Here is an 8,212-nt window from a genome sequence, read left to right as displayed (position 1 = left end):
GGGAGTGGTTCGAAGCGCTCCCGGAGAATAATTTAATCGATTTAAAGGGTTTGCCACCACTTTTATAACCAACCAAATCAATTGCAATTTATGCAAAAAACTGCTAATTGGTTCGGCGCAGGGATCGTTGTGCTATACAATCGACCAATGAAGCGCCGGCCTATCAACCAAACACTGCTGGTCATGAAGCTGACTATTGTACTTCTTGTCACATTTATCTTTCAGGTTCAGGCTTCCGTTTTAGCGCAATCAGTTACACTCTCAGGTAAAAATCTAACACTTGAACAGGCCTTTGCAGCTATTGAGAAACAAACCGATTATGTTGTTTTCAGTAAGAAAGAACTTTTCCGGGATGCCAGGCCGGTTTCACTTTCCGTGCAAAACATGCCGGTTCCACGGCTGCTGGAAACGCTCTTGCAGGACCAGCCGCTTACGTTCCGGATCGTTGGTAAAAACATTATTCTTTCCCGGAAACATTTCCCCGAAATTCCTTCACCCAAACCGTCCGCATTGCAACCGGTAACGGGGAGAATAACGGATAGCCTGGGAACTCCGCTGGAAAGGGTTTCAATACGGTTGCTGCCTGGAAAGAAAGGCGCTTTTACTGATGCCTCCGGCGTTTTTGTGATCCCGGAAGTGGAGCCTGGTAATTACAGGCTGGAAATATCTATGGTAGGATATGAAACCATCGTCAAAAATATAACAGTAACCAGCAATGCGCCGCTGGTGTTGGGAAGTATGACGCTCAAGAGCGCTCCCTATGCACTGGAAGCCGTGTCTGTTACCTACTCCACCGGGTATCAGACCATTTCAAAAGAACGCGCTACAGGCGCTTTCAGTGCAGTATCCAACGATATGCTGCAAAAAAGACCCGTATCCAATATTTCCACTGCTTTGCAAGGCCTTGTTGCTGGTATGCAGGGCAAAGAGAATGAAGATGGCAGCATGAACTTCCTCATCCGCGGTAACTCTTCCCTGTATGCCGATCAAAGTCCATTGGTAGTGGTAGACGGATTTCCTGTTTCCGGGAGCAACTTTTCCGATATCAATCCTAACGACATTGAATCTATCACGGTATTAAAAGATGCCGCCGCTGCTTCCATCTGGGGCGCCCGTTCTGCCAATGGCGTAATTGTGGTCATCACTAAAAAAGGAAAAGGCAGCAATAAACTGAAAATAGAGGCGAACGCGTTCACCAGGATCTCCCGCATGACAGATCTTAACCAGGTACTTACGCAGGCTAATTCGGCCGACCAGGTAGCGTATGAACATAAAGCCTTTGATAACAACTGGACTTTTTTCCCCTACTCAGGTTCATTCTATGATATTACCAACTCCCTCACCCTGGCCCAGGAACTGTTGTACGCGCACCAGGATGGCAAAATCGGTACTACGGAAATGAACGCGGGCCTCGATCGCCTTAGCAAGATCAACAACCGTTCGCAGATCGAAGATCTGCTGATGCAGCATGCTATCCTGAATCAATATAATATCAGTTTTCAGGCAGGTTCAGAAAAATCGAAAACATATGCATCGGTCCTGTATGAGAATAATAAAGGATCTTTTGTTAAAAATGGATACAACCGTTTTAACCTGAACCTGAACAACGATTTTAAAATTGCAAAGTTCCTTACCTTTTATATCGGGACTAATATCCAGTACAAAAAACAGGAAAGCAGCGGCGCTACGCTTGCCGAAATCGAGGAACTGTCGCCCTACGAAATGCTGCTGAACCCCGATGGCAGCTATGCTACCAACCTCAATACCTATAACCGGGAACAGTTGTCGAAGATCCCGGCAGATAAATTTCCTTATGCCAACTGGTCCTACAACCTGTTGCAGGAGGTAAGAGGAAGAAGCCTGAGCAAAGAAAATCTCAGCGCCAGGATCCAGACCGGGCTGAACATCCGTTTACCCAAAGGTTTCAGTTTCGATTCCAGATTCCAGTACGAAAGAGCCAGAACCGATTATTCGGACTATTATGATGAAAGCACTTTCTATGTGCGAAGCCGTGTAAATAATATGACAGAATACGATCCGTCTACCCAAACCATCGGGCGCTCATTCATTCCCAAAGGCGGCATTCTCAAGCCACGTTCTTTCCTCGATCCACTTACCTATCTCACCAAAGATGTCAGTACCGAGAAACTGGAAAGTTACCTGGTCAGGAACCAGTTGAATTACGACAAGGAAATCAATAATAAGCACAGCATTACCGCCATTGCAGGTATGGAGGTGTCGCAGTACACTACCACCGGCCAGGGGAATCCATATGCCTATGGCTATTTTCCGGATAAGCTGCAGGCAACCGTACCGCCCTATGGCTATGGTAATTCCCTGAACTACCTCAGCGACTTCACCGGCTACCCGGCAATAATACCCGGCGGCACCCCCAGCTTTTCCTGGGAGCGGGATAAGTATGTTTCCTATTACGCCAACGCATCCTATACCTATGATCGCAGGTATACCCTGTCGGGCAGTATCAGGAGCGATGCCTCCAACTTCATAACAGACAATCCCCGTTTGCGCTGGTCCCCGTTATGGTCATTCGGCGCAAAGTGGAATATCATGAATGAAAACTTCATGAATAGTAACCGGTTCTTTGACCGTCTTGAAATGCGCTTAACCTATGGTAAAAACGGTAACGTAGAAAGGTCTACTTCTACCAAAGCGCTACTGGCCGTTGGCAGCAGCCTGAGTGGCACTACCAACACTATCACCGCTACCATTGCCGATAATGGAAACCCCAATCTCCGTTGGGAAAAAACCACCACCACTAACCTGGGTTTTGACTTTGGTATATTAAAGAATAAAGTTTTCGGGTCTGTTGATCTGTATAATAAGATGGGTAAAGGTATTGTAGGTATTATCGCTTTGCCTGCGGCCACAGGTACCACTACCCAGAAATTCAATAACGCCGGCATCATTAACAGGGGCGTGGAAGTAAGCCTGGGTAGCGAGGTGGAGATAGGTGGTACCGGTATTCATTACACCACCAATCTTACTTATGCCTATAACTATAACCGTGTAAACGATCTTTTTAATCCATCCCTGTATGTTGCCTCGATGCTGGGAGGGGAATTTGTACAAGGCAAACCGGTCAACCCCATATACTCCCTTACTTACCTGGGGATGGATAACGGCATTCCCATGGCTGCCGGCTTAAAAGGACAACCACAAACCTTCAATAGTATAGCCCTTGCTATCAGTAACGGCCTTTCCATCCTGAACTATGAAGGTACAGGTACACCGCCGCATACACTCGGTTGGGTAAACAGCTTCGACTTTCACCACTTTACCCTTACTGCTATATTCACCGGCAAATTCGGAGGCGTTTACCGCAATCCAACCTTTAACTACAGCACTGCCACCGTTGGCTCGGGAAAAACTTTTGTCAATAAATATGTCAACGATGTGCTGGCCGGTAATCCAAACATTCCGGGCTTCGCAAAGCCCAATGAAACCAAACTATACCTGTGGGATCGTTATACTCCCTACTTAAGCTCTTTAGTAGAAAATTCCTCTTATGTGGAATGCAAGGAACTGACGCTGCAATATGCGTTGCCGCAAAGCCTTGTAAAAGCCATTCACTTTGCGGGTATCAAAGCGTTTGTGCAAACCAGGGACCTGGGACTGATATGGAAAGCCAACAAAAAAGGATATAACCCCGACTGGCTCCCGGGAACCAACAGGCCGGTACAATCTTATACGTTTGGTGCAAATGTTCAATTTTAATATTAAAGTATGAAACGATTATCATCATCACTCATTATAATAACCTGCCTGGCACTGCTGGCAGGATGTAAAAAATACCTGGAAGAAGAGCCGCGTAAACAAGCGAGCATTCAAACGGTTGCCCAACTGGAAGCCCTGGTGGATAACGCCATGCAGTTTGCGGAAGAAGGTAACAGCACTGCGGCACTGTCAACAGATGATTATGAAGTTACCAGGGATCTTTATAAAAACAACCGGAATGCATTCTCTACAGATATATTGCAGTATTATATCTTTAGTGTGGAAGGAGTTATCAATGCTTCGGCTGATGCGCTGTGGCAAGGTGAATACAAGAAGATATTCACCGCCAATCTTATCCTGGAAAATATAGACAGGGTTACAGGCGATAACGCTGCTAAAGAACGGGTAAAAGCGGATGCTTATTTTATCAGGGGCTATTCCAACTGGGTACTGGCTAACCATTATTGCGCGCCATTTAACGACGCCAACATGGGCAGTTTGGGTCTCCCTTTAAAAAAGACGACTACCTACGAAGAATCCCTGAAACGTGCTACCCTGAAGGATACCTATGATTTCATACAGTCCGACCTTACAGAAGCACAAAAGGTACCCGTTGATGACGTAGATCCCCGCCGTGCGTGGCGTATCAGTAAAAAAGCCATTGCTGCTTTTATGAGCCGCTACTATCTTTTCACGGGTAATTATCCCCTAAGCCTGGCAGAGGCAGAAAAAGCACTGGCCACTGCAAAAGCAAAACTGGTAGACTACAATACATTGGCGCCGGGTATTCCTGCTATTTATTCCAATCCTGCTGATACCCTCCGGTATATAGAGCTGAACTCCTGGACCCCCGCAAAGTTTCTCTACTGGCCGGAGTTTTACTATACCAGGTTCACGTATTACTCTTCACAATGGTTTGTACCCAGCGCCGGTTTGCTGGCCTTGTACGACCAACAGCATGATTTACGTTACAGGCATTTTATGATCCGCAACGGGGGGCGGCGAATGGATGTAGTGTCTCCGGTCAACTACAGGTACACCATTTTTGATGATGGCTCCGAGCTGCCTGCAGGATTTACCGTTGCCGAAGTACTGCTTAACAAAGCAGAAGTCCAGGCCCGCCAGGGAGATGTAAACGGCGCCATGACTACCGTAAATATATTACGGCAGAAGCGCATGAGCACCTATGTGGCACTATCTGCCTCCGGCAGGGAAGATGCCGTTAAAAAAGTGTTGGAAGAAAGAAGAAGGGAATTGCCCTTTGCGATGCGTTGGTACGATATCCGCCGTTTCAGTGTAAACGATGATCCTGCGGATGATGTAACGGTGACCCGTGATTTTTTTAATGTAACAACTACCGGCGTAGATGTAAATACGCCGAAAACTTATACCCTTACCACTAAACGGCTGGTCGTGCCTATTTCCGCGGTGGAAATTAATGTCAGCAAAGGAGAAATTGAACAAAATGCCTACTAAACACTTTAATTATTCAACTATATGAAACCAACCAGTATTTTTTCAACACTGTTATTAATGGTCTTCGGCGTTGTTTCCTGCCAGCAACCGCCGGCCCCGTCATCATTTGAAATCAAAGGTCATATTACCGGCCTTAAAAGTGATAGCATCCTTGTATATGCACAAATAGCAGATGACAAAGGGGATGTAAAAACCGATTCCTTCACGGCTGTCGCCAGCAATGGGCAATTCTCTGTTAAAGGAAATATAGACAGTGCCCGGCAAGCCTATCTCACTACTGCCAACGGAGGTTCGCTGGCAGCTTTTGTGCTGGAACCCGGCACCATCAGTATTGAAGGCGATGTTTCTACTGGTGTGCAGATTACCGGTACCCCCGAAAACGATATCGTAAAGGAACTGGCTGCCACAGAAAAAGGAAGATACCAGCGCAGGAGAAGTATGGCAAAGGCATACCGGGAAACAACTGATACGGCAGCGCAGGCACAGCTCGATAAAGCCCTGACGCTGATCAGCGACTCCATCATGCTCGACAAACTTGCATTTATTGAAGCGCATCCGGGGTCCCTGAACAGCGCCGGCTTTATTTATGTGATCTCTACCAGCGCGCCACTGGAAAGACTGGCTGCTGCCTACGCACACCTGGATGAAAAATTGAAAAACACGAGGGATGTAAAAGCTGCTTTTGAAACCATCAATGGAAGGCAACGTACCGCCGTTGGTAACCCCGCTCCTGCATTTACTATTAATGATGCAAACGGAACACCGGTAAGCCTCAGCAGCTTCCGGGGGAAATACGTACTGCTCGAATTTTGGGCCAGCTGGTGTGTACCTTGCCGTAAGCAGATCCCGGCGCTGAAAGCAGCTTATGAAAAATATAAAGACAAAGGGTTTACCATTTTAAGCATCTCTGTGGATGCTGATAAAAGTAAGTGGGAAAAAGCATTAAAGGAAGAGAATTTGGCCTGGATAAATGTACGGGATGTCGTTGATAAAAGTCGCCCTTCAGACATTAGTCTGGCCAGGTTATATGGCGTTACGCCCATCCCCGACAATTTCCTGGTAGACCCTGATGGAAAGATACTGGAACGACAGATAGATGGCGCCGTACTGGATGCAAAACTGGCCGCCGTTTTAAAATAACCGCAATCTTATGTTTTAAAACTATTCACAATGATCCTTCATAAACTAAAACTAGCTGGTATCGTTGCCTTCGCAACATCCTCATTATTCTTCACCGGCCTGCCGGAAGGATATGCCCAGCATTCCGAAAAGAAAACTGTAACGGACAAGGCTACACTGACAAAATTAATAACAGCAGTTGAGAAAACGCCGGACAGCTTAAGCGCACACAAAGCCTATATTGAAGCTGTGGGGGCCGACAAGCCCGCCACGGCTGCCCAATACGAAAAATGGATGAAACAATTCCCTGCATCAGCTACCGTGCCCTTTGCCCTTGGCAATGCGTTGGCCGATGCGGAAAGCCCGAAGGCAAAACCTTACCTGTTAAAAGCCGTTGAACTTGATCCAAAACTGGCAGAAGCCTGGGGAGATTTATGGTTTGACGCCGACCGCTGGGGAGATTTTGAAGCTGGCCGTAAATACCTGCAAAAGGCAGCAGAAGCTGATCCGTCCAATGCCGCATTTGCTTTCTACTATGCCATGTCTTTCGAGGATACGGACGAGGAAAAATACAAGGAAATGAGCCTGGAAGTGGCAAAACGTTTTCCTGAAAACGAACGGGGCGCTCAATCCCTTTACTGGCTTGCCGCCAAATCGAAAGACATCCCGTATAAAATGAAAATATACGAGTTATTAAAAAACAGTTACCCGGTAGCCAAATATAGATGGTCGTCCAGTGGCATGTATGGTTACTATGATCTTCTGATACATAGCAACACGGCACAAGCGGCCGCCCTTGCCAAAGAAATGTCAAAGGAAAAGACGGAAGATGGCGAAGATTCCCCCTGGCCTGCTAAAGTAAAACTGGCAGAACAGGTGGCCGAGGTCAATGGTTTGCTGGAGCAAAAAAAAGGCGCTGCGGCGCTTTCCATTCTTTCTGCCATTAAGCTACCCTGGTACGACGGTTTTGTTGAAGACGTTACACTCTTAAAAGCCGACGCCATAGCCATGTCTGTAACCCCTGCCGCGGCCTATGATAGCCTGATAGCGGCTTTTGTAAGAAGAGCCGGTCTCAAAATAAAAGCCGGTATCTCCGGTTATGGCAGCCGGCTTGGTAAAAACGAGGTACAAATAAATGCAGATATCTATCAGCGTTTGTTAGCCGCATCCAAACAGGCAACTCCTTTTACCTTAAAACCATACCTGACAACGGGGAAAACTTCCCTGTCGGATTATAAGGGTAAAGTAGTGCTGCTTACTTATTGGTTCCCGGGTTGCGGCCCCTGCCGCGCAGAATTTCCGCATTTCGAAAGTGTGATCCGGAAGTTTAAAGGCAAACCAGTAAGCTACGTAGGCATTAACATTGCACCTGAGCAAAATGAGTATGTTGCTTCTTTCATGAAAAAAAGTGGCTATAGCTTTACACCGCTCGAAGATGTGCCCGGCCGGGTGAAAGGCAATCTTGATAATCGCGATGGCGCTCCGGCAAACTTCCTGATCGACCAGGAAGGGCGCATTTTGTTTGCCGATTTCAGGATTGATAGCGACAATGAGCCGCTGCTGGAAATGATGATCAACCTGCTACTGGATCATAAAGCGTAAATAGGAAACAAGCATCTGTTTTATTAGTGGCGCCTGTGTTTTACAGGCGCTATTTTTTAGCGGTCTTCGGGTTAAATATGCGTTAGTTTTAAATTATAAACCCGCAATAACCGTTAAAATTTCACCCATTCAGCCAACACATGGTATTATTATAGAAGAAGAATTGTTAATAAGCGGATTAGGGAAGAAGAACGATTATACCCTTTTTATCAGGACTGATAAAAAGGGTGAAAAGGATGCTATTGAAACTGCAACTATGAATGCAAAAGCGGCATACACC

The 8,212-nt window shown here is 46.6% G+C and carries 4 protein-coding genes; all 4 read left to right on the top strand.

Annotation, left to right across the window (positions count from 1 at the left end):
- The first annotated feature begins 90 nt into the window (after positions 1-90).
- The 4 genes from VN105_RS26445 to VN105_RS26430 are packed head-to-tail and all read left to right on the top strand — an operon-like array spanning position 91 to position 7,932.
- Positions 91-3,735 (top strand): SusC/RagA family TonB-linked outer membrane protein, encoded by a 3,645-nt coding sequence (locus tag VN105_RS26445; protein WP_325645905.1) that lies wholly within the window; start codon positions 91-93, stop codon positions 3,733-3,735.
- 9 nt (positions 3,736-3,744) lie between these two features.
- Entirely contained in the window at positions 3,745-5,211 is a 1,467-nt protein-coding gene (locus VN105_RS26440; RefSeq protein WP_325645903.1) for a RagB/SusD family nutrient uptake outer membrane protein, read from the top strand.
- A gap of 21 nt (positions 5,212-5,232) precedes the next feature.
- Positions 5,233-6,351: a TlpA disulfide reductase family protein gene (locus VN105_RS26435; RefSeq protein WP_325645901.1), complete on the top strand. Its 1,119-nt coding sequence runs from the start codon at positions 5,233-5,235 to the stop codon at positions 6,349-6,351.
- Between the two features lie 30 nt (positions 6,352-6,381).
- Entirely contained in the window at positions 6,382-7,932 is a 1,551-nt protein-coding gene (locus tag VN105_RS26430) for a redoxin domain-containing protein (protein ID WP_325645899.1), read from the top strand.
- Positions 7,933-8,212: the final 280 nt, after the last annotated feature.

Origin of the sequence: Chitinophaga sp. (assembly GCF_035564935.1) — a bacterium.
Taxonomy (GTDB): domain Bacteria; phylum Bacteroidota; class Bacteroidia; order Chitinophagales; family Chitinophagaceae; genus Chitinophaga.
This window is presented reverse-complemented; position numbering and strand designations above follow the sequence as displayed.

Excerpts from the sequence above, each read along its gene's own strand:
- VN105_RS26440 (WP_325645903.1), top strand. The coding sequence starts at position 3,745 with ATGAAACGATTATCATCATCACTCATTATAATAACCTGCCTGGCACTG.
- VN105_RS26430 (WP_325645899.1), top strand. The coding sequence starts at position 6,382 with ATGATCCTTCATAAACTAAAACTAGCTGGTATCGTTGCCTTCGCAACA.
- VN105_RS26435 (WP_325645901.1), top strand. The coding sequence starts at position 5,233 with ATGAAACCAACCAGTATTTTTTCAACACTGTTATTAATGGTCTTCGGC.
- VN105_RS26445 (WP_325645905.1), top strand. The coding sequence starts at position 91 with ATGCAAAAAACTGCTAATTGGTTCGGCGCAGGGATCGTTGTGCTATAC.